Here is a 26984-nt window from a genome sequence, read left to right as displayed (position 1 = left end):
CTATTCGCTACTCGTCGAAGGCCGGGCTGAGCTCGTGGGGTGGTTCCATGAGCCAGTGCCGGTCAGTGATCATGCGCGCGGCTGCCACCCCGGCACCCACCGCGCAGATCACCAGAACCACATTGGTGAGCGCGCCGGCTGCCCGGGCGATCTGCCCGGCATTAATGGCGTGCAGGCCGCGGAAAAATACCACCCCGGGAATCATGACGACGACGGCCGGTACGCTCAGCGAGACCCGGGAAAAACGGGTGCGGCGAGTGAGCAGGTGGGTGAGCACCCCGGCCCCGAGGGCAGCGAGGAAAACCGCGGCCACATTATAGAAACCAGCATCCTGGGCGGTTAGGCGCGCGGCATTGACAATCGCGCCGATGGCACCGGCCAGCAGCGCCGCGCCCTGCTCCGCGGTAAAAAGCATGGCGAAACCGTAGGATGCCACGAAGGTGGCGGCACCGCGCGCCAGAGCCAGCCACGGCTCGGGGATCACGTAGGCGGCATGCGGGGCAATATCGGTACCGAAAATAACGGTGACCACCCAGACCGCCATCCCGGCGGCTAGCATGAGCATGGTGACATAGGCCCCGCGGGTGAGCCCGGCGGAAAAATCAGCGCGAATCGTATCGAGCATCGCGGTGACCAGCGGGAAACCGGGAAGGAGGAAGAGGAGGGCGGAAACCACCCCGGCTTCGTGCACCACTGCGATATCCCAACACGCCTCAGCAACGCCTACCGTGGCCAGGTAGAGCAGCGCGGCCAGCGCCCCTACCAGGAACCAAATCCCGAAATGATTGACGAGGCGGCGGGCCAGCCAGCCGCGCGCCGCCTGCCCCACGCTCGCCGCGAAGAAGACCGCGGCGCATTCCACCACCCCGCCCCGGTTGAGGAAACAGAAACAGGCGCAGGCCAGCCCGGACACCAGCGCCAGCACCCAGGCCGGATAGCTGCGGGCCCGCGCAATCGCATCATCGAGGGCGCTCGTGACCTGCGCGGGAGTGGAGCCGGCCGGGAGGGCATCGATAGCCGCAATAAGCGCGTCAATACGGGCGGCATTTACGCCGAGGGCGCGCTGCTCCCCGGTGAGGGTGCACACATCCCCGTAGCCGTAGCAGGTGACCGTGATCTCCGTGAAGGAGACCGCGGCGTGGGTGGTGCGGATCCCCAGGGCGTGGGCGGTGCGCTCCATGGAATGTTTGACCCGGTAAGCGGAGGCGCCGCTGGCAAGGAGGAGTAAGCCGGCGCGTAAAACAGCCCGCGCGGCGTAGCGCAGGTGGCTCGGGTGCTGCGGGGCGGGCGGCCGGTGCGAAAAGGTCACGCGTCCAGAGTACGCTTCTCGAAAAACCGCGGAATACTGTCCGAACAATGAAACCGAAATCCACGATGTGAGACAGATTGATCTTTTTAGCGCTCGGGGACCGCGCTCCGGTAGTCTGAAGGGCATGGCTCAGATTCTTCTTATTACCGTAGTGAGGTAGCGCGCACCACCGGTTGCGCGCTCCCCTCACGTGAGGGGATTTTTTATGCGCCAACCACCACGCTTGCACCCCGCTCGTTGATACCGGAAGAACAGGCCCGAAGAACCAGGTGAACCAGGTTGAAGGAGGAACCATGGCCGCATCCGAGATGAATGCATCCGCGATGAGCGCGTCGGCCGCGTCCCACCGGGACCATCCCGGTGAGATCCGCGAAAAAATGGACGGCGCCCGCGCCATTGTCCGCACCTTAGCGGAACTCGGTGTTGATGTCGTCTTCGGGCTGCCCGGCGGAGCTATTTTGCCCACCTACGACCCGATGTACGATAGCGATTGTCCCCGCCATATTCTGGTGCGCCACGAACAGGGCGGCGGGCACGCCGCCGAAGGCTATGCGCTGGCCACCGGGCGCGTGGGCGTGGTAATGGCCACCTCCGGGCCCGGGGCTACCAACCTCGTGACCCCGCTACTTGATGCCAATATGGATTCGGTTCCGCTGGTGGCTATCACCGGCCAGGTGGGAGCGGCAGCCATCGGAACCGATGCCTTCCAGGAAGCCGATATCGTGGGTGCCACCATGCCCATGGTCAAGCATTCTTTCCTCGTCACCGATGCTGATGATATTCCGGCCCGCCTGGCCGAAGCTTTTTACCTGGCGGCGAGCGGGCGCCCCGGCCCCGTCCTCGTGGATATCGCGAAATCCGCGCAGAACCAAGAAACAGAATTTGTGTGGCCCCCGCGCCTGGACCTGCCCGGATACCGCCCAGCAGGCGAGCCGGATTCCGCCGCGGTACGCGAAGCTGCCCGGCTTATTGCCACCGCCTCCCGCCCCGTGCTCTACGTGGGGGGAGGGGCGGTGCGCGCCCGGGTTTCCCGTGAGGTCACCGAACTGAGCGACCTCACCGGTGCCCCGGTGGTCACCACCCTGCCGGCCCGCGGCACCGTACCCGATTCCCACCCCCACAACCTGGGGATGCCGGGAATGCACGGCACCGTTCCCGCGGTGGGAGCCCTCCAGCGTAGCGATCTCATCGTGGCGCTGGGGGCGCGTTTCGATGACCGCGTGACCGGGGCCCTCGACGGTTTCGCGCCGAAGGCGAAGGTTATCCACCTCGATATTGACCCGGCGGAAGTATCCAAGAACCGCACCGCGGACGTGGCGATTATCGGGGATCTGGCGCAATCCGTTCCCGCCCTCCTCGCGGAGGTGCGCGCGGCCCGCGCCCAGTACGGGGAAGCGAATCTGGATCCCTGGTGGGGCTACCTCAACCGCCTGCGGGAAACCTACCCGGCCGGCTACACGCCCACGGAGGATGGCCTCATCTCCCCGCAATACGTCATCGAGCGTCTGGGCGCGGTGGCCGGAAGTGAGGACACCATCTGGGTGACCGGGGTGGGTCAGCACCAAATGTGGGCCTCGCAATTCTTGCACTTCGAGTATCCGCACCGCTGGCTCTCCTCCGGGGGAGCGGGCACCATGGGCTACGGCATCCCGGCCGGTATGGGCGCGAAAGTGGGCCAGCCCGAACGCACCGTGTGGGTGATCGACGGCGACGGCTCCTTCCAGATGACCAATCAGGAACTGGCCACCTGCCGCCTCAATAACATCAATATCAAAGTGGCTGTTATTAATAACTCCTCCCTGGGGATGGTGCGCCAGTGGCAGACCCTCTTCTACGAGGGGCGCTATTCCTTCACCGACCTGGAAACCGGGAACAATACCCGCCGTATCCCCGATTTCGTGAAACTTGCTGAGGCTTATGATTGCGCGGCCTGGCGCGTGGAGAAGAAGGACGACGTCGATACCGCCATCCAGCGCGCCATGGAGATCAATGACCGCCCCGTCGTTATTGACTTTATTACCTCACCGGATGCGGAAGTGTGGCCGATGGTTGCCGCCGGGGTATCCAATGATGAGATTATGTACGCCAAGGGGCTGCGCCCCGAAGTGGATGAGAACTTCGCGTGAGTAGCGCATTTTCGCCGCTCGAGCCGCCACGAAAGGAAGGATAACAATGCCGCAGCGCCACACGCTCTCCGTACTGGTGGAGAATAAACCCGGAGTGCTCACGCGGGTGGCCGGGCTCTTCGCCCGCCGCGCGTTTAATATTCATTCGCTCGCCGTGGGAGAAACGGAAAACCCGGCGCTCTCGCGTATCACCGTGGTGGTCGATGCCGCGGTGCAACCCCTCGAACAGGTGGCCAAACAGCTCAATAAGCTGGTGAACGTCATCAAAATCGTGGAATTGGACAGTGAGGAAGCGGTGCTGCGCCGCCTTGTCCTCATCAAAGTGGGCGCTGATGATACGACCCGCTCCCACGTGGTGCAGGTGGTGGATCTCTTCCGCGCCCACGTGGTGGATATGGTGCCGGATGCCGTCACCATTGAAGCCACCGGCTCCGACCGTAAGATCGGTGCCCTGCTCACCGCCCTGGAACCCTACGGGATCCGGGAAATTGTGCAGTCGGGAACCGTGGCGCTCGGGCGCGGAGCGCATTCGCTTTCCGAACGTGTTACCGCCGATATGGCGGGAGACCCGGGCGACTTCCCGGAGGAGCTTGCCCGCGGGCGCATCTAAGCCAGAGCGGCGCGCGGCCAGCTGGCGGCGTCGTCGTACTTAATACGGGCCCGCACGCAACGCGGCGCCGTGACCGCAACGAAACCGAAACCGAGACAACGACAACCGTGGGGCCTGGCCCCGACCCAACAAAAGGAGAAAACCATGGCAGAAATTTTCCATGATGCCGATGCCGATCTGTCCCTCATCCAGTCGAAGAAGGTTGCCATTATTGGCTACGGGTCGCAGGGGCACGCTCACGCGCTCAACCTGCGCGATTCCGGTGTGGACGTGGTGGTGGGCCTGCGCGAAGGCTCCAGCTCCGTGGCGAAAGCGCAGGAGCAGGGCCTGACGGTGCGCTCCGTGGCCGATGCCACCAAGGAAGCGGATGTCGTGATGATTCTGGTGCCGGACCAGACCCAGCGCGGGCTGTGGGCCGCGGAAATCGAACCGAATCTCAAGGCCGACGCCGCGGTGTTCTTCGCCCACGGTTTCAATATTCACTACGGCTATATCAAGCCGGCTGCCGGCCACGATGTGTGCATGGTGGCGCCGAAGGGCCCGGGGCACACGGTGCGCCGCCAGTACGAAGACGGCCGCGGGGTGCCGGTGCTCGTCTGTGTGGAACAGGACGCCTCCGGGCAGGCCTGGGACGTGGCGCTGTCCTACGCCGCGGCAATCGGCGGCACCCGCGCCGGCGCCATCAAGACCACCTTCAAGGAAGAGACCGAAACGGACCTCTTCGGCGAGCAGACCGTGCTGTGCGGCGGGGTTTCCCAGCTCATCACCTACGGTTTCGAGACCTTGGTGGAAGCCGGGTACCAGCCGGAAATGGCCTATTTCGAGGTGTGCCACGAACTCAAGCTCATCGTTGATCTCATTAACGAAGGCGGGCTGACCAAGCAGCGCTGGTCCTGCTCGGATACGGCCGAATACGGCGATTATGTATCCGGACCGCGCGTGATCACCCCGGATGTCAAGGAACATATGAAGGACGTGCTGGCCGATATTCAGAACGGTTCCTTCGCCAAGCGTTTCATTGACGACCAGGATGCCGGCGCCCCCGAATTCAAGAAGCTGCGCGCCGAACACGAGCGCCACCCGCTGGAGGCCACCGGGCGCGAGGTGCGTTCCATGTTCGCGTGGAATACCGACGTGGACGCCGACTACACCGACGGCCAGACGGCGCGCTAATCGACGTGACCACGGTGCGTTCGGTGCGTGCACGGCGCGTTTGCGACAGTGCGTGACGGCGCACGAAACCGGGCGCGCTGTGGGCGCGCGCGACGTGACCGCCGTTGTTGCCGTTCCCAGGTGGGGCGGCTAGGATGAGCGCCAGTTAGCCGGCCCGCTCGCGGCGAGGTACCGCGGGTGGGCCGGTTTGCATGAGTTCAGTTCTGTTGGGAGAAAGGCCGCAGATGCGTCGTCGTTCCGCTTTCGCTTTCCTCGGGGTACTGGCCTTCGGCCTTGCTGCCTGCACCGATACTTCGGACGCACCGGGGGTGAAACCTACCGTGGCCGCCACCACAGATAGTACGACGGCGCCCAGCGGGCCCACCGCAACCGCGACTCCGAGCGCAACTAAAGAACCCGCTCATTTAGTCCCCATCCAGCGCGGCGCCAATGTGGTGACGGAGAAAATCCCGGCGCCCCTCGATCAATGGGGCGGCATTCCCATCGGGGCTGACGGGGTGGCCGGAAGCGTCAATGAAGGCAAGCCGGTGGTGCGGGTGTACTCCGATTACTGGTGCCCCTGGTGCAATGACCTGGTGCGTGACCACGGCGAAGAACTCATCCAGATGGCTAAAGACGGGAAGATCACCCTGGTTTACCATCCGAATATGCGCTTCGAGGAATCGCCCTACAGCGTCAAGGGGGAGCAGGCCGAAGTGTGGTTCGCGGTCAATGCCCCGGATAAATACCTTGATTTCCACGAGCTGCTCTACAAAGAAGGCTCCATCCCGGTGGTCAAGCATGTGGATCGTGCCCAGCGCCAGCAGCCCGATCCGGCTCTGATTGAAGAATTTGCCACCCGGGTGGGATTGGATGCGGCGCAGCTAGAAAGCTTGCGCACCACGCTGGCCGGGGATGAATACCTGCCCCTCCTCAAGCAGCTGCGGGAACAATTCCTCGCGGACGGCATGAAGTACATTCCCGCCGTCGTTATTGACGAGAAGCTGGTGAGCGACCCGAATAACGGTAACCTGGACCAATTCCTCGCGCCGCTGAAGTAGTCCGAGCGGCGTGGCACAATAGAGGCCATGAAAGCCATCATGACTGTGACCGGAGTGGACCGTACCGGAATTATTGCGGCCGTCTCCGCTGAACTCGCCCGCCTCGGGGTGAATATTATCAACGTGACGCAAACCCTCATGGATGAGTATTTCACCATGATCCTCGAAGTGGCGCTCCCGGAGGGCAGCTCCATCACCCAGGTGCAGCAGGCCATGGCGGAGTTGGGCACCGCGGAAGCACTCGAGATTCACGTGCAGGCGGATTCCATTTTCCGCGCCATGCATCGCGTCTAGGGTCGCCTGGTGTAGCGGCCGGTCCGATTCCTATAGCCGGCCGGCGCGCACGAACGGCAAGCAGCGCGCACGGGAACTACGCACAGAAGCGAGAACGCGCACAATAGCACGCACGGGAGTACGCACACCAACGTGCATGGGAACGCGTATAAAAACGGGAGAATTCTTATGTATGCCAGCAGTGAGCCCACTGCCCAGAACATTCTAGAAACCCTCGCGATGATTCGCGAGGACCGCCTCGATATCCGCACCGTCACCATGGGAATTTCCCTGCTCGACTGCGCGGATTCTGATGGCGAGTGCGCTCGCGAACGGGCCCGCGCCCGCATTATGGAGCGGGCCGCGCGTCTGGTGCCCGTGGCCCAGGAAATCGAAGCGGAACTGGGCATCCCCATTATTAATAAGCGCATTTCCGTGACCCCGATTGCTATGGTGGCCGCGGCAAGCGGGGAAAAAGACCTCACCCCGTGGGCGGTTATGCTCGATGAATGCGCCCGGGAGATCGGCGTGGATTTCGTGGGTGGGTTCTCCGCCCTGGTGGAAAAAGGCATGACGCGCGCGGATGAGGCGCTTATCGATTCGATTCCCGCCGCGCTGGCCGCCACCTCGGTGGTGTGCTCCTCCGTCAATATCGGGACGTCGCGGGCCGGAATTAATATGAGTGCGGTGGAGCGCATGGGGGAGACCATTTGTGAGCTCGCCGCGCGCACAGATAAGGGTTCCGGGGCTGCTCGGCTGGTCGTTTTTGCTAATTCGGTGGGCGATAACCCCTTCATGGCCGGGGCTTTCCACGGGGTGGAAATGCCCGATTGCGTGGTGTCTGTAGGGGTATCCGGGCCGGGTGTTATCACCCGGGCGATTACGGCAGCGGAGGGCGCCTCCTTCGACGAGCTCGCGGAAGAAATCAAGCGCAGCGCTTTCAAAATCACCCGCATGGGGGAGCTGGTGGGTCAGCTTGCCGCCCAGCGCCTCGGGGTGCCCTTCGGGGTTGTTGATCTTTCTTTGGCTCCCACTCCGGAAGTGGGAGATTCGGTGGCGCGGGCCCTGGAAGCCATGGGCCTGGAACGCGTGGGCGCCCACGGCACCACCGCGGCCCTCGCCCTCCTCAATGACGCGGTGAAGAAGGGTGGGCTCATGGCTTGCTCGCACGTGGGCGGGCTCTCCGGTTCCTTCATCCCGGTTTCCGAGGACGAAGGCATGATCGAAGCCGCGCGGCTCGGCGCCATTAGCCTGGCCAAACTCGAAGCCATGACCGCGATTTGCTCGGTGGGCCTGGATATGATCGCGGTGCCCGGGGACACCCCGGCCGCGACCATCGCCGGCATGATCGCCGACGAAGCCGCCATCGGCATCATGAACTCCAAGACCACCGCCGTGCGAGTCATCCCCGCGACGGGCTTGAGCGAAGGCGATACCGTGGAATTCGGCGGGCTGCTCGGCAGTGCGCCGGTCATGCCGGTCAGCCCCTATTCCAGCGCGGCCTTCATCGCCCGCGGGGGCACCATCCCGGCGCCGGTACACGCATTCAAGAATTAGGCGGCGGTTGCGGCGGGGCTGCGGTTGCGTGGCCTCGCCGCTGTTCGTGGGTGGGGTGCTCGCTGTTCGTGGACAGTGTGCCGCTAGCGGGCGCGAATAATTGCGGCGATGCCCTGCCCGCCGCCGATACACAGCGTCACAAGCGAATGCTCAATCCCGCGTTCGCGCTGGTTAAGGAGGGCACGCAGCGAAATAATCGCACCCGAGGCCCCCACCGGATGACCCAGCGCAATCGCCCCGCCCAGCGGATTAACAATCTCCGGATCCAACTCCGCATCGCGAATCACCGCAATCGCTTGGGAAGCAAAAGCCTCATTAAGTTCCACCCAACCAATATCCGCCCGGCTCAAGCCGGTGCGCTCCAGCACCTTCTCAATAGCCAAACGCGGCGCATAACCCATATACTCCGGTTCCACGCCGACGGTCGCCACATCCACCAGCTCACCCAGAATATCCACACCCGCCGCAATCGCATCCTCTTCCCGCATGAGGACAAGCATGGCTGCGCCGTCGTTAATCCCAGAAGAATTACCGGCCGTCACGGTGCCGTGCGCGGCAAAAACTGGGCGCAGGTGGCTGAGCGTTTCAACGGTCACCCCCGTGCGCGGATATTCTTCAGCAACGACGACGCGCTCAGTTGGCTTCCCGGCATCAATCGTGAAAGGGACCTTTTCCTTATCGAAAGCTCCGGATGTGATGGCGGCCTGAGCGCGGGCCTGGGATTGGGCCGCAAAAGCATCCTGCTCGGCGCGTGAAATACCGAATTTTTCCGCCACCCGCTCCGCGGTCCAGCCCATCGGCCGGCCCGAGAACGGATCAGAAATTAGCGAAAATGTGCCATCCACGTGCTCGGGCCCATCGAGGTGACCGGCCCGCGAAAAATCCATGACCGGCTGGCGCGTCATATTTTCCGCACCGCCGGCCATCACGATGCGCGCGTCCCCGGAACGCAGGGCGCTCGCCCCGCTGGCCAAAGCCTGCACCCCGGAGCCGCACACCCGATTGACCGTTAGTGCAGTGGAGGAGGCACGCGCCCCGGCAGTCAGAGCGATACGGCGGGAAATATAGGCATCGGCGCCGGTCTGGCCCACGCACCCCACCACGAAATCATCCACATCCGCCATCGGGATGCCGGCTCGCTCCGCGGCCGCGCGCGCCGCAGCCGCACCCAAGTCATGCGCGGGAGTAGTCGCGTAGTAGCCGCGGAACTTTCCCGTGGGGATACGAGCACCGCCGACAATGACGATAGTTGAATCGAACGCCATAACCTTGCCTCCAGAGATTCAAGAATTCAATTCTACGAGGAGAGCGGCGCCGGCTCCAGGAGACGTACCTAACCTCCCGAAAGAACAGATCTCCGTGCCGTCACGCCACACGCGAGCGTCTCGCACAGTGAGATATTTGGTCTCACTAGGTGGACGGATCTCGTATACTCATCCACATGCGCGCCTCTATTAATCTTGCCGTTATTGCCGGGGACGGCATCGGTCCGGAAATCGTGCCCGAAGGCCTGAAAGTACTACGCGCCGCGCTGGCGGAAAGCGGCACGGAACTAAGCGTGACCCCCTACAGTATCGGAGCGCAACGCTACCTGGATACCGGGGAAACCCTGGGCAGTGCGGATCTGGACGCACTGGCCGGGCACGATGCGCTGCTGCTCGGGGCTATCGGGGATCCGCGGGTGCCCGCCGGAATCCTTGAGCGGGAGATTTTGCTGCGGCTGCGTTTTGCCTTTGACCACTACGTTAATTTGCGGCCCAGCGTGCTCTATCCCGGGGTTCCCACCCCGCTGGCAGAACCGGGAAATATTGACCTGGTGGTGGTGCGCGAAGGAACCGAAGGGCTGTACTCGGGTAACGGGGGCAGTGTTCACCGCGGCATGCCCACCGAAGTGGCAACGGAAGTATCTGTCAACACCGCTCACGGAACTGAGCGCTTGGTGCGTTACGCCTTTGAGCTGGCCGCCTCCCGGCCTCGCCGCCACCTTACCCTCGTCCACAAAACTAATGTGCTCGTGCACGCGGGCGGACTCTGGCAGCGTACCGTTGATCGCCTCGCCGCGGAGTACCCGAATGTAAGCGTTGATTACTGCAATGTGGATGCCGCCACTATTTACCTGGTAACCGACCCGCAGCGTTTTGACGTTATCGTGACGGATAATCTGTTTGGCGATATTCTGACCGACGAAGCCGGGGCGGTAAGCGGGGGCGTGGGGCTTGCGGCGTCGGGCAATATTAACCCTGAAGGCAATTTCCCCTCCATGTTCGAACCGATCCACGGTTCGGCACCGGATATTGCGGGGACCGGGAAAGCCGATCCGACAGCGACAATCGCTTCCGTGGCGCTGATGCTGCGCCACCTCGGGCTTGCCGGGCCGGCCGCGCGTATTGAGGCGGCTATCAGGGCGGATATGGAAGCGCGCGCCGCGGCTGCGGCGGCCGGTGTGTCATTGCGCCGCACAACCGCCCAGATCGGGGATGCTATTCTCGCCGCTATGGAAGATAACCGCTAAGGATCACCACGAAGAAAGAAGGACTCAGGTATGAGCGTTCCGATGACTCCGGAAGAAATGGAAGCTGCCGCTACCACCCCCGCGCCCGCGGATAGCCTCGCGGGGCGGTTCGCTGTGCACCCGAATGAGCACCCGGCCAGCGAAGAGGAGGTCAGCCAGGTTCTGGCCGGCCCCGGTTTCGGCCGCTACTTCACCGATCACATGGCGCGGGCAACCTGGACCGCGGAACAAGGCTGGCACAACCACGCCATCGTGCCCTACGGGCCGCTCAGCCTGGACCCGGCCGGCGCGGTGCTCCACTACGGCCAGGAAGTTTTTGAGGGCCTGAAAGCCTACCGGCATGCGGACGGATCGCTATGGTTGTTCCGCCCCACCTACAATGGGGCGCGTCTGAACTTCTCCGGGCATCGGCTCGCCATCCCGGAGCTGCCCGTGGATGATTTCGTGGCCTCGCTGGTGGATCTGGTGCGCCAGGACCGGCGCTGGGTTCCGGGAGCTGCGGGCGAATCGCTGTACCTGCGGCCCTTCATTTTCGCTTCGGAAGCTTTCCTCGGGGTGCGGGCGGCCGCGGCCTACGAATACATCGTGCTCGCCTCGCCGGCCGGGGCGTATTTCCCCAACGGTTTCCAGCCCATCAAGGTGTGGGTGGAGCCCGATTATCATCGCGCCGGCCCCGGCGGCATGGGCGCGGCGAAGACCGGCGGGAACTACGCGGCCTCGCTGCTGCCCAAGGTCACCGCGGGCGCGGCCGGGTACGATGAGGTTCTTTTCCTCGACGCCGCAACCGCCACGAACCTTGATGAGCTGGGCGGGATGAATGTGTTTGTGGTCTACGCCGACGGCAGCGTGGCCACCCCGAAACTTACCGGCAATATCCTGCCCGGTAATACTCGTTCGTGCATTATGCAGCTACTGCGCCGCGCCGGGGTGGAGGTACGTGAAGATACCCTCGCTTTGCGCGATGTGGTGAGCGGAATTCAGGACGGTAGCGTGGCGGAAATGTTCGCCTGCGGGACGGCGGCCGTGGTGACAGCCATTGGTCAGCTCACCGGGGAAGATTTCAGCGTTGAGCTGCCTACCCACACCATGGCGCAGCGGATTTACGAGGAACTCACGGGCATCCAAAACGGCACTCGCGAAGATCCCTTCGGGTGGATGTACCGGATCGCTTAGCGGGCTGGGCTGGGTTTCACTACGCGCGGGGCCGAGTTGAGCTACGCGTGCGGCGGCGGAACAAGGAAACACCCGGCACCGGCGGCCACCGTCACGCTCAGCGGGGTGGGAAAGAGGTCTTCGCCGTCGACCGCAGGAATAAGACCGGGCATCTCCAGGCGAACACTGTTGACCTGAATCTGGGTGACGATATCGCGCAGTTTGGAGAAATCTCGGGTGTAGATATTGCGGAGGTTGCGGGCCGCGGTGCGGCGCGATACGGGGCCGACGACGGTGAGGGCCAGCTTGCCATCACGCGGATCAGCGTGCGAGCACATCCGGATCCCACCTCCGTAACTGCGGGTATTACCCACCGCGCAGAGGGTAGCTTCCAGAGTGAAGGGTTCGCCGCCGTCGATACTCAAGGTGAGCGGGGTGGTGCGCATGGCCGCAACTTCGGCAAGCACCGCGAGGAAATAGGCGGCCGAGCCACCCGGCCACCGGATCTGTTTGGCGCGAGCATTAATGCGGGTATCGATCCCCGCCGCGAGGATCGAGGCGAAATAGCGGCGCTCGGGTTGGGAAACACCGTTTACTTCGCGAATGGCCAGGCCCAGGTCGGTGATCACTGTATACCCGGACGCGATGGTGCGGGCGGCTCCGGCGACGTCGAGCGGAATGCCAAGGCCGCGCGCAATATCGTTCCCTGTTCCGCCAGCAACCAAGCCGAGCGGCTTGCCGGTGCCGGCCTGCTCCTGCACGATGAGATTCGCCAATCCGTCCCCACCGCAGGCCACTAACGCGTCGATATTGGGATCGGCTAGCGCTAACCTGGCATTCTTACGAGTTTCCGCGACGGTGGTGGCGTAGTGCCCTACCACGTCAACGCCGTGTTTGAGCAGCTCAGCGGTCATGTGGGCAGCTAGAGAAGTAGCGCGGCCCTTTCCCGCGGTCGGGTTGGTAAGGAGGACGACGCGCCGGATCGGGCGCGGTCCCTCCGGATAGCCGTTTCGCTGGTGCTGCTGCGCCGCAGAATCTGGCATAGTGGCAAGCCCTCTTTCCCTCGGTGGTGGTGGCGCGCTCCGAGCCTCACAATTCCCTGCTAGGCCGCGCCTGAAAACACCGCTCACAGGTGAGCACTGTTCCCTCATCGTAACCGAGCTGCCGAACGGGCGCGCTCGGCGTCCGCTAGGCTGGCGGTATGACAATGACGTATCGCCCGGTAGGGAAGTCCGGCCTGATGGTATCCGCCGTCGGCATCGGTGGTAATAATTTTGGCCGCGCCCACACGCGAACCGAAACGCAAGAAGGTACGAATGCCGTCGTGCGGGCAGCGCTTGAAGAGGGAATCACCACCTTCGATCTTGCCGACGTGTACGGCAAAGAGCCCGGACTTTCGGAAACTATGTTCGGAACGGCGTTACGGGAAGCGGGTGAGCTGGCCCGCGGCGTCGTCGTGATAACAAAATTTGGTATGGATATGCAGGGGCGCAACGGTGCGGATTACGGGGCGCGCGGTTCGCGGCGCTACGTGACGCGGGCCTTGGAGGCATCGTTGCGCCGGCTCGGCGTGGAGGCGATTGACCTGTATTTTTATCACACGCCGGATGGTGTGACGCCGCCCGAGGAGACGCTGGAGGCGCTGTCGGATGCGGTGCGGGCGGGCAAAATTCGGTATTACGCGACGTCGAACCACGCCGGGTGGCAACTTGCTGATGCCTCGCATCTGGCGGCGGCGCGCGGGCTGGTGGGGCCAATTGCTACAGAGTCGCATTACAACTTGATTGATCGGCGCGCGGAGCTGGAGGTGGTGCCGGCCGCGCAGCGCTTTGGCCTGGGGATTTTCCCGTACTTCCCGCTGGCGAACGGCTTGTTGACGGGTAAGTATCGGCGCGGTGCGGCTCCGGAGGGCTCGCGAATTGCGCACTCCAAGGCAGCGCTGCTGGAGTCCACCGACTGGGATCAGATTGAGGCTTTTGTTGCGTTTGCGCAGGCGCGCGGCGTGACGCCGGTGCAGGTGGCGATGTCGTGGTTGGCCTCGCGGCCGTGCGTGGCTTCCGTTATTGCCGGTGCGACGACGCCGCAGCAAGTCCGCCAGAATGCAGCCTCCCTAGTGTGGGAGCCGAGCAGTGCGGACCTAACTGAGCTCGACGCGATCTTCCCGCCGCCGGAGAAGGTGGCGTTGTTCTAGGGACTGTGGGGTGGCCGTCTGGTTCGGAAGAATGGCAGAAGTGCCCATGCGTGTTGGTTTTCCAGATTCAGCTCCACCGACTAGGCTCGTAGCGAGCGGTTTTCCACGCCGAGGTGTGGGTAGGTCAAGGTTTGGTGTATTGCTTAGGTAGGCCGCTTTTCCCCGCGTGAGTGGGGGTAACAGCTTCGGCTTGCACGTTCTCCCTAGTGGTTAGTTCCATGTTGGCAGGGAGAAGTGTTATAGAGGTGTACAGGTTAGGTGTGTTTATACCTATAGGGATTTCCGGTATAATCTGTTTTATGCCGAAGAAATTTGATCAGGAAGCTAAGGACCTTGTTATCCGCCTTGTTGAGAAGCGGATCCTCGCCGAGAGCATATCTTTACAAGATGCTTGCAGGGCCGTAGCACCCAAATATGACGTTTCCTGGCATACGGCCCGCCAGTGGGTTCAGCAAGCTCGTAAGAACGGGCGGGTCAGGCGGGCGGAAGAAGACGTGGTAGCGGAGAATATGCGGCTACGTCGAGAGAACCAGGAACTACGCGACGTCAATGAACTCCTGAAAGCCGCGTCGGCCTTTTTTGCGTGTCAGGCAGGTCACCCACATAAAAACTGTGAGTGACGGCCAGAAAAGCCCTCGCGCCAGCAATCGCAGGTAAGTTGGGCACCGGATTCGCTGTTGAGTTTCCGTCACGTTGCTTACAGCTGGGACTTGGACATTCGGGGTTTCCCACGTAAGACTGGGATCATGAGTAACCGTGATAAGCGCGAAAAACAACGTCTGCAACAAGGCGTTGACCAAGCCGAAGCTAAAATGAAACGTTTAGAACGGCGGCGCGAGAAAGAACTCGCAGCTAAAGACGCCGAGATCGCGAGGCTTGAAAAGGCAAGTGAGAGGTTAGCGAGAGCTGTCGTCTCTGCTTATCTCTTCTCCGAAAAACACAGAAATGGTTAGTCGGGTCGGTCAGTTTCGTAGTGAGATCGTGAAGCGCGGTGATGACAATCGTGGAGCATCTCTATCGGTGATTCGCCGAACTTTGGCAGGAGCCTTAGGCTTGCCCCGCTCGCGCGGGGAACAGGGGGTACCCGGAAAGAGTGCCGGGCGAACGCTGGAATTACCCCCGCTCGCGCGGGGAACAGATATCAATGCGCTTAGCCCCGGCGCTAATTAGGGAATTACCCCCGCTCGCGCGGGGAACAGTCGTTATTGGTGAAGCATTCGATGATGGCTTTGGAATTACCCCCGCTCGCGCGGGGAACAGTCGTTATTGGTGAAGCATTCGATGATGGCTTTGGAATTACCCCCGCTCGCGCGGGGAACAGCCTTTAAGCACTTGATGCAGGAAGTAGAGGGTGGAATTACCCCCGCTCGCGCGGGGAACAGCTTTCTGGTGCCGGGGCGGGGGCCGGGGCGGCGGAATTACCCCCGCTCGCGCGGGGAACAGGTTGCGAGTGCTCTAATATGGCCGCTAACACAGGAATTACCCCCGCTCGCGCGGGGAACAGTCGTTCTTTTCCCCGTACCCGTTTTCGATCAGGGAATTACCCCCGCTCGCGCGGGGAACAGGCTAGCGATACCTGGCAGATCAAGATCGACCCGGAATTACCCCCGCTCGCGCGGGGAACAGCGGCCACTCCCACATGCAGCGGGTCAAGAATAGGAATTACCCCCGCTCGCGCGGGGAACAGGGCAGGGCGGGCGGGCACCACCGAGCCGGCATGGAATTACCCCCGCTCGCGCGGGGAACAGTTTGAACCATGTGCCGCCCGTGCTTGGCCCAAGGAATTACCCCCGCTCGCGCGGGGAACAGGATTCTATAGCGTTTATGGCTATGACGATGAGGGAATTACCCCCGCTCGCGCGGGGAACAGTGGATTGCGGCGTAGTGATCACTATGCCTCGCGGAATTACCCCCGCTCGCGCGGGGAACAGCATCGCTCCACGCGGCCACCGCTTTCAGCGAAGGAATTACCCCCGCTCGCGCGGGGAACAGATCACCTGCCGGGACACCTGCGAGTAGCCGCCGGAATTACCCCCGCTCGCGCGGGGAACAGAGCGCGATAACGGTGGCAGGGCCTAGCTGCCCGGAATTACCCCCGCTCGCGCGGGGAACAGTTGATGTCTGCGGTGATCTGGTCGCGGTAGTCGGAATTACCCCCGCTCGCGCGGGGAACAGGACCTATCCATTGCTCAGCCCATTCTTCCAGGGGAATTACCCCCGCTCGCGCGGGGAACAGGTGCTTCAAAAGCTTGTCCGCCGCTGCTGTGAGGAATTACCCCCGCTCGCGCGGGGAACAGTGGAGCACCTAACGAGCATGATCAGCGGCACGGGAATTACCCCCGCTCGCGCGGGGAACAGACTCCTCCACCCTAACCGGCAAAGAATCCACGGGAATTACCCCCGCTCGCGCGGGGAACAGAGAATTCTTCGTAGCGTTTGATTGATTCACGCGGAATTACCCCCGCTCGCGCGGGGAACAGCCCTTAGCGGCCTCGTTCTTGATGATCTGATGGGAATTACCCCCGCTCGCGCGGGGAACAGTGCTTTCATTCGGCGCTTTTACGGCCGAAACGGGAATTACCCCCGCTCGCGCGGGGAACAGTTCTCAAAATTCGCTTTAGCTACCTCGGTCTGGGAATTACCCCCGCTCGCGCGGGGAACAGCATCCTCCGCGAACACAAAGCACCCGCTCCGAGGAATTACCCCCGCTCGCGCGGGGAACAGGCTCATGATTGACCATCTACACGCTAATGACCGGAATTACCCCCGCTCGCGCGGGGAACAGGTAAGCGGTATTGACTTGCTCAGCTCCGGGCGGGAATTACCCCCGCTCGCGCGGGGAACAGACAACAGTCCACATGCCCAGGTCGCCGTCGATGGAATTACCCCCGCTCGCGCGGGGAACAGGTAAAGCCTTGCAGGGAACGCCGGACAGCTCCGGAATTACCCCCGCTCGCGCGGGGAACAGCGGCGTTATCCCATAGCGGCGGCGTATTGTAGGGAATTACCCCCGCTCGCGCGGGGAACAGCAACCACACCATACTGATCCACAACGCTCGGCGGAATTACCCCCGCTCGCGCGGGGAACAGTCCTCCAACGGGTTATCCCCCGTCAGCCACGCGGAATTACCCCCGCTCGCGCGGGGAACAGGACCACACCACCAAGCGGTCGGAAGTCGCATAGGAATTACCCCCGCTCGCGCGGGGAACAGTCGGAGTATTCCCATGAGGAGATTTCCGAGGCGGAATTACCCCCGCTCGCGCGGGGAACAGAGCTCCTATTAGCTCCTATTTGCCCCTATTAGGGAATTACCCCCGCTCGCGCGGGGAACAGGACCGCATCCCGCGAGGCATATACCGCGAGCTGGAATTACCCCCGCTCGCGCGGGGAACAGCCGCGCGGGCCTGTTCAACCGTCATCTTGAAAGGAATTACCCCCGCTCGCGCGGGGAACAGCCCTTAGTGGAGTCGTTCTTGATGATCTGGTGGGAATTACCCCCGCTCGCGCGGGGAACAGCTTGAGGTAATGCCTCCCCATGTGGCGGGCACGGAATTACCCCCGCTCGCGCGGGGAACAGTTCGGCAGCTTGAAAGCCGAATACAAAGCCTTGGAATTACCCCCGCTCGCGCGGGGAACAGGCCGGGCACCCTTTATAAGCTCTACAAGACGCGGAATTACCCCCGCTCGCGCGGGGAACAGGTGTTTTTCGTTTAGCTGATCTTCAAGTCCTCGGAATTACCCCCGCTCGCGCGGGGAACAGACCCGCCGCCGGGCTTGCAATTTCTGCGGCGGGGAATTACCCCCGCTCGCGCGGGGAACAGCGCCATTTCTTCCATTGCGTCCACCTCCCTTAGGAATTACCCCCGCTCGCGCGGGGAACAGCTAAAGCTGGGCGGACTGCGCTAAGCAAGGCGTTGAATTACCCCCGCTCGCGCGGGGAACAGTCGCGTTCGCGGCCGCGTGGGCTTTGAACGCGGGAATTACCCCCGCTCGCGCGGGGAACAGAAAGGCTCTCAGATCGGCTCCTGGTGATTCTGGGAATTACCCCCGCTCGCGCGGGGAACAGTTATATTCGGCAAATGCAAGGCGCCGCCGCGCGGAATTACCCCCGCTCGCGCGGGGAACAGATGTTCCAGCCGGCATTGCGATCCATGCCCGTGGAATTACCCCCGCTCGCGCGGGGAACAGTTCTGCCAGGCTTCCCATGCCAGCTCACTATCGGAATTACCCCCGCTCGCGCGGGGAACAGCTAGGGCGAAAGCCGCTAGGGAGCTTCAAGATGGAATTACCCCCGCTCGCGCGGGGAACAGAAAACCGCGTGACGCTTCACAGATCGGGTCAAGGAATTACCCCCGCTCGCGCGGGGAACAGTCCTAACCACCCTCACCACCTGGGGCGTCACCGGAATTACCCCCGCTCGCGCGGGGAACAGGGGTTAAAGCCATCGAGGAGCTTCGCCACGGCGGAATTACCCCCGCTCGCGCGGGGAACAGATGATAGGCCGCTTTTGAGCTTGCTAAAGCCGGGAATTACCCCCGCTCGCGCGGGGAACAGCAGCCCTCGGCGGCGGCGCCGGTATTGCTGCCGGAATTACCCCCGCTCGCGCGGGGAACAGCAATCAAACAGCAGGTCCTCCAGCATCTCCCTAGAATTACCCCCGCTCGCGCGGGGAACAGCTTGGAATTAGCAACACACAGCTAGGGCGTATGGAATTACCCCCGCTCGCGCGGGGAACAGCAGTCACCACCCGCCTACACGTCACCAGTCCAGGAATTACCCCCGCTCGCGCGGGGAACAGACTTCTTAAACTCAATCTACGTATATTCTTACGGAATTACCCCCGCTCGCGCGGGGAACAGAGCTGGAATAGATAAGGCTGATGCAAGGCCCGGGAATTACCCCCGCTCGCGCGGGGAACAGTAGGGTAGCGGTCGCTACTGAGACCTTCCCGCCGGAATTACCCCCGCTCGCGCGGGGAACAGGGGTATTTTCTTCTACCACCAGCGCCGCCGCAGGAATTACCCCCGCTCGCGCGGGGAACAGCTACCGGACTTGCAGGTAGATACCGGGAATGTGGAATTACCCCCGCTCGCGCGGGGAACAGGTGACGGCGCCGGAGCTGGTGGCATATCCTCCGGAATTACCCCCGCTCGCGCGGGGAACAGATCTGCCTACCCTCGGCCCCGTGGTAGGCAAGGGAATTACCCCCGCTCGCGCGGGGAACAGAGGCCGGGCTAGCCTGAATGATCCTAAAAGCCGGAATTACCCCCGCTCGCGCGGGGAACAGTCACGGGCGCCTATCTCTGCTCGATAAGGCACAGAATTACCCCCGCTCGCGCGGGGAACAGGCTATAACGAGCGCTAACGGGAAAAACAAGGTGGAATTACCCCCGCTCGCGCGGGGAACAGTGCCGGGGGCTGGCCTTGCGCGGGTGGTTGTTGGAATTACCCCCGCTCGCGCGGGGAACAGACCTGCGCGAGAAATGATGCCGGGCGGGCGTGGGAATTACCCCCGCTCGCGCGGGGAACAGACTTCTCCGGGCTTGAAAGATTGAATGAGGTGGGAATTACCCCCGCTCGCGCGGGGAACAGACTGCCTGACCTGGTTGTTTATCGGCGGCGGACCTGGAAATCGCAATGGAACAGAGTTCCAGATTTGCGGATCTCCGGGAGGTACACCGGTGCGCTGGGCGCAGCAACCACGTCAGTTCCCACTCATCAAATTTAGCTTATTCCGTTATGCTTATCTTTATCGGACACGGGCTCGTGCTCCCGATCATCCCGCTTGGCTATAGTGACCGTGCGCTTGCGGATCCGGTTCCTCCGTTCGCGATGAATAGGCGCAGTGCTAACCGAATCAGGAGAGCTGAGCGAAGCACCTGGCAGATCGACATCATCTGCCTCCGTACCAACTGCATCCTCCGCACCCGTCCCGATAAGCAGCATGCCGTCCAGATCAAGGACTGGGCGACTGCCGGTTCCCGTGCTGCGCAGAGCGAAGCCTTGCTCACGGGCGGCGTCGTTATAAATAAGAGTGAGGCTTCCGGTACCCGCGGCGGATACCGCGCTTTCCCACAAATTGTCCCGCACTCGCGCGGAAACAACTCCCACGTACAATCCGGTAGTCACCTCGGAAAGAAACCTGCTCAAGTATCCGCGCAAGTGATCTGGAATGGCCACCGCATTAACAACAACGAACATCCCGCTCTCCTATCCGTACTGGATATGGCCGGAAACTTCGACGTTATTTCCGGAGATAAGCCGGTCGTCGTCGCGTGCGGGCAGGAAAGGCTGGAGGATGTCCATGATGGTGGCGAGCATATCGGGAAGAATCCGGTGGTCCACGATAGCTCTCCGCACGGCTTTGCGGACCGCCGTCATGGGGTCTTCTTCGCGCGCCGCCGCGAACACCAGAGGAATCGTTACGCTCGGTTTGTACATATCTGCGAGATCAAAAAGCAAGGAACGCGCATCACCGCGGTGAATAATCCCCAGCGCCGGGTTGATTCCCAGCGCCGCACACACCGAAGCTGCGCACCCGTAGAGGATTGAGTTCGCTAAATTGAGGCCAGCATTGACCGGGTCGTCCGAGGAAGTATCACGCGTGAAGCTCCCGGTTCCATATTTTGCCGCCATAGTGCGGTAGGTATTGCGCATGAGCTGCCCCTCCAGCCCGCGCATCGTTGCAATAGAACTGCCAGGCGCATTCTCCACACCCAGCTGCTTTTTGTAGAGCACGAGCGCCGCTTCGCGCTGCCGGGCTTCATTACTCACTAGCCGAGCTTGCGCAATGGCCCACCGCGCACTCGAGGTCAGCGGCGTGGCGTGTGTATAGAGCGGTACTCCGCCCCCACCCGTAACGAGGACAGTGGTTCCGGCGCGGGCACAGGAAGTGAGCGCCGCGCTCGAAATCGAGGTGCCGGGCCCCAAAGTAAGCACTGCTAACCCGGCGACGGGGAGTTGGATTGCCCGCGCGCGGGTTCCTTCCAAGGACCCGTTCTTTCCTTCCCGGCCAGCGTCATAGGCCACCACGCCCGTGCGCGATTGGCGAATTTGCACGTATTCGAGATAGAGGAAAGAAACCCGGTCTTCGAGGCGCACCTGCTCGCTCGCCTTAATAGTGCGGAAGGCCAGAGCCTCATCTGAGTAAGCCATGTTCACTCCTTCCCGGTGGCGGGCTGTGCGGGTGTGCCAGAGCAAGTGGGATCCGGAATGCTACCCGGCACAACGAGCCCGATGAGCGGGTCGTAATGAGCTGCGCCGTCGTTTAAAACGTGGTAGCGGCAAAGTAGTGACGGCGCATTTTCAAGCGACGCCGCATCCGTAAACAGTGTTTTCGCACGACCGGTAACCGTGACCGGAACAGATGCGCGCAAGGCGCGGCGTATGCCTTCACGGTCACTGCCGCGCAGCTTCATCAAATCTTCAGGCTCCCCGGTCCACGCGCCGGGGATAATATCCGGATCACCGCATACAATCAGGCGGGTGGTTTCTACTTCGATGAGTCTGGTTGAACGCTCATCCCCGAGGTTTTTATCACGTTGCGTCATGGCAGCGAAGGATTTCACCTGGGAGCCTTCGCTCAGGCACTCCTTCATATCGTACGTAGCGTTCCGGGCGCGAATTGCCGCCAGCGATTTCTTCGCGAATTCATTGAGTTCATCGGGTTTATCTTCCTCGATATCCGCCAGCAGCAGGGTGCCGGTATCCACAAATTCCTGGCAATCCTCCGGAATTCGGATGTCATCATGGCTCTTAAGCCATTTCTCCACGCGCGCCAGTTCACTTGCCAGGTACGGTAGCTGTTGCCCCTCACCGCCATTAATAGCGACGACGGACACTCGCGGCCCGCTCAGTCCCGGCACTCGGGTGGCGCGGTTCGGATCGGAGGAACGCCACAGGCGCCCGGCACGCTGAATAAGGGACGCCGCCGGGCATAGCTCGGTGCGGAGCAGGTCGAGGTCAATGTCTAGGGAGGCTTCGATTGCTTGGGTTCCGATAACCGTGAGCGCGGCGCCCGCGCTGCCCGATCCGATTTCGCGTTCGAGGAGTTCAGCATTACGACGACGATGCTCAGCTGTCATGCGGGAATGGAGGATAACAACGTTGCCCTCGGCGGCGAGAGCTCGGGTGAGCTCCTGGGCGCGCGCAACCGTATTGCAGATAACTCCGATGCGGGCCTGGGGGTAACGCCGGCGCTGTTCGCGCACCCAATCGCGGTGGGAGGTGGTGAGCTGGCAGTATTTTTCGGTACTGCGTTCAATTGTGAGGGTACGGGGCGGGCTGTCGGGACGAATACTCCGCAGCTGGGTTCCGTTGGTATCCGTATTTTCGAGCAGCGGGAATTGTGCGGCGTCGTGCGGGGGTTGGCCTGTATAAGCCTCGAGGTAGGTGGCACGTTGTGCGGAGGCAAGGGTTGCGGAGAGGAAGGTGACCCGGGTGTTCGTGGCGCGCAGCCAGAGCAGAAGGTTGCTGAGGAGACCGCTCTGGTACTGATCGAGCGTATGAACCTCATCCACAACAACGTGGGCATTGGCCAGGGCGAGGAGCCGCAAGTGGGTCCATTTTGCCGGCAGGGCGCCCAGGAGTGCCTGGTCCACGGTGCCGACGCATACGGGTGCCAGGAGGCGGGAGCTTCCGGAGCGAACGAAGTCGGTCGGGAAAAGGCCGGCCGTGCTAGCGCCATTCTCTGTGGATGTGGTTCTGCTGGTACGCGGGGTAGCACCGGAGTCCTCCCCCATGGTGACCGGTTGATTATAAAAATCTTCGGTGGAGGCGAGGGAATGCGCGAGCGAAGCCACATTGGGAGTACCTGCGTAGTAGCGCTGGATGCGCCGCATGAGCGCATTCGAGGTGGCCTGGGTGGGAAGCAGGAAAATAAGGCGTTCGTTTGCGGTGGCGTGCCGGAGTAGGGCCGCTTCGGTTTTTCCCACGCCGGTGGGCGCCATAACATTCCACAGTCCGCCACTTACCCGGGTGGCTTCCTCTTGGAGTGGGCGGGGCGTGCGGTTACCGAGGATTGCCCGTTGACTTTGCTCTGCAGATTCCCAGCCGTGGTACACCCCGACGGTATCTTCGATGCGAGCGCGAGCGCGGGCACGGCACGCAGTAATCCACCCGGCTGGATCATCAAGGGTGAGTTTTCCGGCCGCGAGGAGTTCCTGTTGGGCGGCTACCCATTCGGTGCCTGAGGCAATGCGGTCGGCTAGCACGGTGAGGCCGGAGAGCAAGATTGTTGCGGTTGGTGAAAGCTCAGCCGGAAGATCAGCCCGGGTTATGCCGATGCCTTCTTCTAAGCAGGAGAGAAGATCATCGGCCAGGGCAAGCCAGCCGGTGCTTTCCATATCTTCGAAAAGGTAGTCGGTCTCTTCAGTGCTCCAGGATGGGGTCTCAAAGCGGCCGTGATGCCCAAGTGCGGAGAGGAATCTCCACGATGGCGCTGCGTATGCGTCCGGATTGATCTTCGTCCCATGAAGCAGGAGCGCTGACATTTTCTGGTGATGGCGGATATCGGGAGCGTAATCCTCACAGAAGTTTCGAGACCACTCGGAAATGTCACCAAGTTGCGGTTCGTTAGTACGGAGTGCGGTCCGAATGTCATCCCACTGCGGTCCCTTTTGGGTTTGCTGGTACTGGAATACCGGACAGGCTTTTCCAATGTCATGCGATCCGGCCACCCATTCCACCACTTCCCGTTTCCCCGCCGGTCCGAGAACTTTGCGCAGACCGGGCCTCAGCCAAGTCTCATAGAGGACTCCGGCAGTAGTTGCGGTATCCAGCAAGTGGGCAAGAAGTGGGTAGGACGTTTCCGTACCGCGCTGCTTGGCCCATATGCTGGGGTGTGTGCCCGTCACGATAGTGCCTGGATGGAGAGGAGTCCGCAGCCGTAGCTTTTTGCACGTCCAACTCCGTTGGTTTGGGCTGCGAGTAGTGCTCCACTATCTCCCACGGTGGCAACTCCGTTGATCGTATCAATCTGGACGGCACGTTGTTTGTCTTTTCCCGAACCGGTGGTGAGAACTTCGCGCCGCGCGTCAATGATCTCTGTATTCGTGAGGGCAGGGGATAGTTTTGCGCTCAGCCATTCAGAGAGACTTGGGACTCCAGGGGCAGGTTCCTCCCCGTCGAGCGGAATTGACCGAGTTCCCCCGGTGCCAATGCGTTGAATCGCATTGATAGCGATCCGGAACGAAACTGGAGTTCCAGCTGGGAGTTCCTTGAGTTCAACCTCTTTCATCGCAGCCTCGTGGGGGAGGTTGAGTTGCGGCACCGGTTCGCGAGATTGGATAAGGAAGAATGGGGCATCTCCGGGGACATGATCCAAGCGGAAAAGAATCCCCATCTCCGCCCGGGGGTGTTCCACGTTGGTCTGTGGGAAGAGCGCCATGATCGCGCGGTGGCGTACTTGCGGGTCCTTCAGTGTCCATCCGCGCTCTGGTTTGTGCAGGGCAACGCGTGAGAGAAGGGTGTGCACCGGTACTTTTGTTAGGAAGATCGGCTGGGGTTCCGATGTGTGTTGATCTGCCATATTCGTCTCCGTCGACTAGGCTCTTAGCGAGCGGTTTCCACGGCTAGCGTGGGTATTTCAGGGTCTAATGGATTGCCTAGATAGGCCGCTTTCCCCGCGTAAGCGGGGGTAACAGCGTTTTCGAGGCTGGGTTTCTCCCTTATCTTGAGTTTCATATTAGCGGGGAGAAACGCAATTGTAAAGACGGGTCAAATGGATTGACAAAGCTTTCTGCTCTTGTTAGTCTCATTCCATCTCAAAGGAGAGGAAGCATGGAAAAGATCAATGCTTTGACGGATATTCCGTTACTGGTTACGCCACGCGGACGCTTGACGGTTCGTGATGCGCTTCTCGATGCTCATATTCTAAAAGAGCCCTCCGACAAAAAAATGGGCCGCGAACCGGTGGTCCTGGATAAGACCGTCCCGGGCTATGTGTATGGTGCAGAGTTGCGACTATTAGCGGCAGTCGTTGCCGTGGTTTTAAGGCAGTCCAATCACACCCACCGGGATCCATTCCGGATCGAATGGGAACACATTCTCTCGGAGGGGCTTGAACCCGAGGCGATTGACAAAGCCATCGACATACTCGCACCGGGGGCCTTGTTATTCGATGACCAGCAGCCATTTATGCAACGGCCGGCTGAGCCGATGCGCAATGCGAAAGATAAAGAACGCAAGCTCGGGAAAGGGGAGCTGCGGCTCAAGAAGCTGCTACCTTCCATGATCTCCGATCAAGGTGAAGAATTCTGGAGTCTGCTAACGCAGCGCGACACCCTTTCCCTGGAAGATGCAGCGCTTTACCTCCTCGCTTATCACTGCTATTCGCCGGCTGGAAATAATTCTTACGCTGGTCAAAAAGCTGAAATGGGAAGTCCTGGTTTCCATTTTGTTGGCGTCGGCATGACGGCTACCGAACTGATTTGGGAAGGCTCGTCGCTTCTTCATACGCTTTTAGCGATGATCCCACGCTCATGGGTAGAAGGCGACGGTTTACCGGCATGGGCAGATCGAACCGGATCTCGGGGCGGAACTGATCATCCGCTATGGCGGGCAACCTGGTCATCCAATAGTGCTGCCTGTTACTGGGAGGATAACGAGCTCGCCGGTGTGCGCATCGGTGGCGTTCCACCTGCGTGGGTTCCCCCAGAAGCAGGAGCAACGAAAGAGAGTCGAAAAGCTTATTGGGTTGAGCGCGATCAGAGCGATCCCTTCTACCTGTATTTGCCTAATAAGTCCGGCGAGTTAAAGGCTCAGCGGATGGACGTAGGGAGGGACGCGACGGATCTCGCAGTGGAGTGGGCTGCCCGCGGCAGACTGGCACAAGTGGCCGAAGCGCATGATCGCATTGTTTCTTCCTCTGGCTGTCGGTTGGTATTTATCCGCCATTACATCGAAGGAACCGCATCTTCTCCAGTTATCCGTTCCTCGCGGGTTGATGTGGCAGATCCGCAGCTATGGGCTTTCGGGCTATCTGATCGAGCACAGGGCCAAGTTCGGCGCCATGCAGAGTTCATCCAGGCTCTGCACTATTGCGTGATCCAACCTTTCCGACGCGCACGCGGGGCAGCCTCCGTTGCACCTAACGGCTTGCCCACCGTTCTTGACTCGCTCGAAAACTATCGGGATTCGGCATCGGATATTTTCTGGCGTTCGATCACTCGCTCCTATGAAGATTTTCTTTCTCAAGTGACAACCGCTGAGCGGCGTCCTGAAGAAATCCGTGCGGCTCGCGGCGGGGCTGCTCAGGTTGCGCTCAGAGCTTTCGAAGAAACGATTGCGCCCTACCGGGGTCAAGATCCGGCGCTCTTCGCGGCAGTTTATTCGAATGTTGCTCGTCATATTCGGGCTGTCACAAAACAATTTGATGTTCCCACGGCTTATGAGGAGAAATAACAATGACGCAGATAGATACCCCGCAACGGGAGCCTTGGAAGGCGTTACTATACGAGATTTTGCAACGGCGTAAAAATCCTGACTATCGCGCCGCGCGTGCAGCAATTCGGCAAGGGGCAACGCCGTTCACTCAAATGCGTGCTTATCCCTATGTCCTACCCGCGGTGCCAGAAGATGCACGCCCCGAGCAACGTAATGCCTTGCTGCGGGTAGCAGCCCTGGCCGCGGAATACGACCGGGTGCCTCATTCCAGTGAGGGTAAGCGCCGCAACAGTTTGGGGCGGTGGGCATATCGCGTGGCAACCGCTGAGAACAAAAACGGACGCGCACAATCAGTTTCACCAGATAATCCAGGAATGATTGCCGCGCGTCTGGCTTACCTGCATACCCAAGATATGGAAGAAGCAGCCCGATCCATCAAACGAATTTTTGAGGTGGCCTCAACGATTCCTGGCCCAGTTCCTCCCGTCAATTATTTCGATATTGCCGATACGTTGATGCGCTGGGGGAACGGCCTGTCACTTCAATCTCAGCACATTCGAATGCGAGTAATAGAGGAATTCTATTCCGTACCTCAACTTGCGGTTTCAGATCAATCTGAAACCGTTCCTGCCAAAGCTTCTGAAAACTAAAACCAT

20 protein-coding genes and 1 CRISPR repeat array are annotated in these 26984 nt (G+C 61.4%); of the genes, 13 read left to right on the top strand and 7 right to left on the bottom strand.

The genetic code is table 11. The features are described from left to right. Positions 1–7: 7 nt before the first annotated feature. A complete protein-coding gene (locus ACRQHG_RS06215) occupies positions 8–1309 on the bottom strand; it encodes a threonine/serine exporter family protein (RefSeq protein ID WP_435719814.1) in 1302 nt (433 codons plus the stop codon). A 308-nt stretch (positions 1310–1617) separates the two neighbouring features. Here ACRQHG_RS06215 and ACRQHG_RS06210 point away from each other — a divergent pair, with 308 nt between their 5' ends. The 6 genes from ACRQHG_RS06210 (at position 1618) to ACRQHG_RS06185 (ending at position 8088) form a co-directional block, all read left to right on the top strand. Further along, the gene (locus ACRQHG_RS06210; protein ID WP_435719821.1) at positions 1618–3435 is read left to right on the top strand and encodes an acetolactate synthase large subunit; all 1818 of its coding nucleotides are present in this window, start codon (positions 1618–1620) and stop codon (positions 3433–3435) included. A gap of 46 nt (positions 3436–3481) precedes the next feature. Next, positions 3482–4045: an acetolactate synthase small subunit gene (gene ilvN, locus ACRQHG_RS06205; protein ID WP_435719813.1), complete on the top strand. Its 564-nt coding sequence runs from the start codon at positions 3482–3484 to the stop codon at positions 4043–4045. A gap of 144 nt (positions 4046–4189) precedes the next feature. Next, positions 4190–5218 carry a ketol-acid reductoisomerase gene (gene ilvC, locus ACRQHG_RS06200; RefSeq protein ID WP_087071102.1) on the top strand — a complete coding sequence of 343 codons (1029 nt, stop codon included), beginning with the start codon at positions 4190–4192 and terminating at the stop codon, positions 5216–5218. A gap of 224 nt (positions 5219–5442) precedes the next feature. After that, on the top strand, positions 5443–6258 hold the full coding sequence (locus ACRQHG_RS06195; protein WP_435719812.1) for a DsbA family protein: 816 nt from the start codon (positions 5443–5445) through the stop codon (positions 6256–6258). Positions 6259–6285: 27 nt separating this feature from the next. Further along, positions 6286–6552, top strand: coding sequence for an ACT domain-containing protein (locus ACRQHG_RS06190; RefSeq protein WP_026429560.1), 267 nt, complete (start codon positions 6286–6288; stop codon positions 6550–6552). Between the two features lie 168 nt (positions 6553–6720). Further along, positions 6721–8088 carry a PFL family protein gene (locus ACRQHG_RS06185; protein ID WP_435719811.1) on the top strand — a complete coding sequence of 456 codons (1368 nt, stop codon included), beginning with the start codon at positions 6721–6723 and terminating at the stop codon, positions 8086–8088. An 83-nt stretch (positions 8089–8171) separates the two neighbouring features. Here ACRQHG_RS06185 and ACRQHG_RS06180 read toward each other — a convergent pair whose 3' ends face one another. Continuing rightward, positions 8172–9353 carry a thiolase family protein gene (locus tag ACRQHG_RS06180; protein ID WP_435719810.1) on the bottom strand — a complete coding sequence of 394 codons (1182 nt, stop codon included), beginning with the start codon at positions 9351–9353 and terminating at the stop codon, positions 8172–8174. Positions 9354–9529: 176 nt separating this feature from the next. On the opposite strand from ACRQHG_RS06180, the gene ACRQHG_RS06175 reads away from it, so the two are divergent. Further along, the gene (locus ACRQHG_RS06175; RefSeq protein WP_435719809.1) at positions 9530–10600 is read left to right on the top strand and encodes a 3-isopropylmalate dehydrogenase; all 1071 of its coding nucleotides are present in this window, start codon (positions 9530–9532) and stop codon (positions 10598–10600) included. A gap of 30 nt (positions 10601–10630) precedes the next feature. Next, entirely contained in the window at positions 10631–11773 is a 1143-nt protein-coding gene (locus ACRQHG_RS06170) for a branched-chain amino acid aminotransferase (RefSeq protein ID WP_435719808.1), read from the top strand. A gap of 41 nt (positions 11774–11814) precedes the next feature. On the opposite strand, the gene ACRQHG_RS06165 is transcribed toward ACRQHG_RS06170, so the two are convergent. Then, complete coding sequence (locus ACRQHG_RS06165; RefSeq protein ID WP_435719807.1) at positions 11815–12795, bottom strand: diacylglycerol/lipid kinase family protein; 981 nt, start codon at positions 12793–12795, stop codon at positions 11815–11817. A gap of 158 nt (positions 12796–12953) precedes the next feature. On the opposite strand from ACRQHG_RS06165, the gene ACRQHG_RS06160 reads away from it, so the two are divergent. The 3 genes from ACRQHG_RS06160 to ACRQHG_RS06150 all read left to right on the top strand — a co-directional run bounded on the left by ACRQHG_RS06160 (position 12954) and on the right by ACRQHG_RS06150 (position 14896). Then, positions 12954–13943 carry an aldo/keto reductase gene (locus tag ACRQHG_RS06160; RefSeq protein ID WP_435719806.1) on the top strand — a complete coding sequence of 330 codons (990 nt, stop codon included), beginning with the start codon at positions 12954–12956 and terminating at the stop codon, positions 13941–13943. Positions 13944–14242: 299 nt separating this feature from the next. Continuing rightward, positions 14243–14563 (top strand): transposase, encoded by a 321-nt coding sequence (locus tag ACRQHG_RS06155; protein WP_435719805.1) that lies wholly within the window; start codon positions 14243–14245, stop codon positions 14561–14563. Positions 14564–14689: 126 nt separating this feature from the next. Next, positions 14690–14896: a hypothetical protein gene (locus tag ACRQHG_RS06150; protein ID WP_435719804.1), complete on the top strand. Its 207-nt coding sequence runs from the start codon at positions 14690–14692 to the stop codon at positions 14894–14896. A 156-nt stretch (positions 14897–15052) separates the two neighbouring features. After that, positions 15053–19536: a CRISPR direct-repeat array (repeat unit 29 nt; unit sequence GGAATTACCCCCGCTCGCGCGGGGAACAG). Between the two features lie 132 nt (positions 19537–19668). On the opposite strand, the gene cas2e is transcribed toward ACRQHG_RS06150, so the two are convergent. Genes cas2e through cas6e form a run of 4 tightly spaced genes read right to left on the bottom strand, consistent with a single transcriptional unit; the run spans position 19669 to position 24472 of the window. After that, complete coding sequence (gene cas2e, locus ACRQHG_RS06145) at positions 19669–20145, bottom strand: type I-E CRISPR-associated endoribonuclease Cas2e (protein ID WP_435719803.1); 477 nt, start codon at positions 20143–20145, stop codon at positions 19669–19671. Positions 20146–20154: 9 nt separating this feature from the next. After that, a complete protein-coding gene (gene cas1e, locus ACRQHG_RS06140; RefSeq protein WP_435719802.1) occupies positions 20155–21099 on the bottom strand; it encodes a type I-E CRISPR-associated endonuclease Cas1e in 945 nt (314 codons plus the stop codon). Positions 21100–21101: 2 nt separating this feature from the next. Then, on the bottom strand, positions 21102–23798 hold the full coding sequence (gene cas3, locus ACRQHG_RS06135; RefSeq protein WP_435719801.1) for a CRISPR-associated helicase Cas3': 2697 nt from the start codon (positions 23796–23798) through the stop codon (positions 21102–21104). After that, positions 23795–24472 (bottom strand): type I-E CRISPR-associated protein Cas6/Cse3/CasE, encoded by a 678-nt coding sequence (gene cas6e, locus ACRQHG_RS06130; protein WP_435719800.1) that lies wholly within the window; start codon positions 24470–24472, stop codon positions 23795–23797. Before cas6e ends, cas3 begins: the two co-directional genes overlap by 4 nt. A 251-nt stretch (positions 24473–24723) precedes the next feature. On the opposite strand from cas6e, the gene ACRQHG_RS06125 reads away from it, so the two are divergent. Together ACRQHG_RS06125 and casB are read left to right on the top strand one after the other, a co-directional pair. Next, a complete protein-coding gene (locus ACRQHG_RS06125; RefSeq protein ID WP_435719799.1) occupies positions 24724–26346 on the top strand; it encodes a type I-E CRISPR-associated protein Cse1/CasA in 1623 nt (540 codons plus the stop codon). Positions 26347–26348: 2 nt separating this feature from the next. Then, positions 26349–26978: a type I-E CRISPR-associated protein Cse2/CasB gene (gene casB, locus ACRQHG_RS06120; RefSeq protein ID WP_435719798.1), complete on the top strand. Its 630-nt coding sequence runs from the start codon at positions 26349–26351 to the stop codon at positions 26976–26978. Positions 26979–26984: the final 6 nt, after the last annotated feature.

The organism is Actinotignum vesiculae (assembly GCF_051267215.1).
GTDB lineage: Bacteria > Actinomycetota > Actinomycetes > Actinomycetales > Actinomycetaceae > Actinotignum > Actinotignum schaalii.
The sequence above is the reverse complement of the archived record's forward strand: the minus strand, read 5'-3'. Positions and strand labels throughout refer to the sequence as shown.